Origin of the sequence: Stieleria sp., from assembly GCF_041595215.1 — a bacterium.
GTDB lineage: Bacteria > Planctomycetota > Planctomycetia > Pirellulales > Pirellulaceae > Stieleria > Stieleria magnilauensis.
Genome location: NZ_JBFHKV010001157.1, coordinates 1 through 2,534, shown reverse-complemented (window position 1 = coordinate 2,534; position 2,534 = coordinate 1). Strand labels below are relative to the sequence as shown.

Below are 2,534 nucleotides of genomic sequence, written 5' to 3'. Positions count from 1 at the left end.
CAGCCCGAACCCGATGCGGGCGGCCGAGTCGGCCGAGCAGCATGCCGTCGGGCCTGCGGCGTACAACCAGATTCAACGGCCTTTGCCGCCACCGATCGCTGAACTGGCGACGGGCGAGATCCCGCATCCGACGGGACAACAGGGAAGCGGTCCGGCCCGCCGATGGGACGGGCAGGACGCATACGGTCAGGGAACTTACGGTCCGCAGCAAGGTTATCCGGATCCACGAGCATCCAATCGCTCCGGCATGAACTATCGCGGCGAGCCATCGCGGCTGGCAAACGGCTCGGTCAACACCAACGCGCCCCTGGCGCGAGGCACTGTGCTGGGCGACAATCAGATCACGGCGACACAGCATGCGCTCCGATTGATCGAAGAAAACGGTGACCTGAAAGCCAAGTTGGCCATGCTGGACGCCGAAAACAAACGGCTCAAGGAAAAACTCGACCAGACGGAATCGTTGCTGGGGCGTTCGACCAAGGCCGTGGAAGGGGCGTATGAGGAGATCGAGGCGACGCGGCAGATCAATCGTGAACTGCAAACGAAGCTGAACGATGCGGAGCAGAAATACAACCGCTATCTGATGGAAACCGATCGGATGCTGCAATCGATCCGCGAAGAGTTGGACGATGTGTTGGTGCGTGAAATTTCGGCGAACGGGACTTAGTGTCGTGCATACCTTTAGATTTCGATTGCTCGCTACGACCTTGATCTTGGCTTGGTCCATCCAGTGGTCGCCGGCCGGTCCGCCTCGCTGGTGGACGCGCTGCAAGGGAGATTGTGGTGCGACGTGCCATTGCCAGGACGCGACCGATTCAGCGAGAAAACCGACGGCGCCCCAGTGCCCTCCGCAGCCGGTGCGAACGTCACCGCTGTTGGGACAATTGAAGCCGAATCGCGTGTTGATCGTCGCGCCCTTGGACGGTCAGGATCGCCTGAAAGAGCAGATGGCATTGATGCAAACCTTGGCCGGCGCGCTGCGGGCAAAAGCCGGCGTCGACGTGGTTGAAAGTCCGCGGCGGGTCTGCGAAGCCTGTTTTCCGATTCACAGCGGTCGATTTGACGAACGCAAGCTGGTCGAACTCGGCAATCAACACTTCGTCGATACGGTGCTGTACTGCAACATCGAGTCGATCGATGCGTACAGTCCGATGCGGTTGGAGATTCAATTCCTCGCCATCAATGTCGCCCAATCCGTGGCGATCGTCTCGGGATCCCATTCGTTTGATCTGGCCGATCCGGCGATGAGGGAATGCTTTTTCGCGGCGATGAACGCCGACCCCGCCGTTGATACGACCCTGAAGAATTCGCCGACGCGGCTGATCGACTTCGGGGCCACGCGGGTGGCCGCCGCCCTGGCACGAACCTGGAAGTAGCCGCAAGCGAAAAGTGGCGTAAGCTTCCAGCTTGCGATTCGGGAAGCTTCCAGCTTCCCCCCCTCTCCAAGACCGCGATTCACGCAGCGAGCCCGGTAGGCTCACGCCAAAGGGTTGATAAAATCGATCAACCGTCGGCGAGTTCCGCGACCCCAACGCCAGGAATATCGGAGCATCAGGCTTTGTGAACGAACCCGCCCCCACTCATGGAAACGCACCGGTCCGCCACGGTGAAGAGTGGGCCAATGCGCTGACGCATGGGTTGGCGGCATTGATGTCACTGGTGCTGGGAACATGGCTGGTGCTTGAGGCGTTGCCTGACCGGCCCGGGTTGGCGTTGGCCTGTGCGGCGTACATCGCATCGGTGTTCGCGACGTTTTCGTTTTCAACGTTGTCCCACGCGATTCTGCAGCAACCGCTGTTGGACACGCTGCGGGCTTGGGACCAGGCGATGATCTACGCGATGATCTCGGGGACCTACACGCCGATTGTGTTTCGCTACGCGCCCGACGCGGTCCGTACGCCGTTGTTGACAGCGATCTGGGTGGCGGCCTTCGTCGGCATCGCCGGCAAGTTGCTGATGCGTCATCGCGTCAACAACGTGGCGACCGTCAGCTACCTTTTACTAGGCTGGCTGCCGGCGATTCCGTTGTATGGCAAGGTGCCATCGGGGCTCGGCTGGGGGATGTTACTCGGCGGCGTGTTGTACACCCTGGGCGTGATCGTGCTGGTGAACGATTCCAAGTTCAAATACCTACACGTCGTCTGGCACCTGTTCGTCATCTCCGCCGCCCTGTGTCACTTCCTGGCGATTCAGTGGTACGTGGTGCGTTAGCGTGGGCTGCTAAAAGTTCGGGGTTGACGGCTTTTTCCTTTGCGCAGGTTTCATTCCTGAAATGCCTGGCACCCGTTTCCCCGTTGCAGGACACGGAGCAAGATATTGAAAATTGCAAAATGAAAACTTCCAATTGCAAATTTTCAATTTTCAATTTTCATTCTTTCGTCCGTCCAGGTTCCTCACGACTCATCCTTTCTCGGCTGAAGCGAGGCCGAGCGATGACGGAAATCAAAAAGGAAGTGAAGTCGCGTAAACCGAACAGAGTGTCAACACCAACGTTTTAGCGGCCAAGCGTTAGCGTGCAGACGCAAAACCGCATT

The 2,534-nt window shown here is 59.0% G+C and carries 3 protein-coding genes; all 3 read left to right on the top strand.

Annotated elements, in window-relative coordinates; genetic code table 11:
• Positions 1-667: hypothetical protein (locus ABX749_RS29170; RefSeq protein ID WP_372899139.1), on the top strand; the 667-nt coding region annotated here is incomplete at its 5' end.
• 46 nt (positions 668-713) lie between these two features.
• Positions 714-1,376, top strand: a complete 663-nt coding sequence (locus tag ABX749_RS29165) for a hypothetical protein (protein WP_372899138.1) — start codon at positions 714-716, stop codon at positions 1,374-1,376.
• A gap of 184 nt (positions 1,377-1,560) precedes the next feature.
• Positions 1,561-2,211 (top strand): hemolysin III family protein, encoded by a 651-nt coding sequence (locus ABX749_RS29160; RefSeq protein ID WP_372899137.1) that lies wholly within the window; start codon positions 1,561-1,563, stop codon positions 2,209-2,211.
• Positions 2,212-2,534 lie beyond the last annotated feature (323 nt).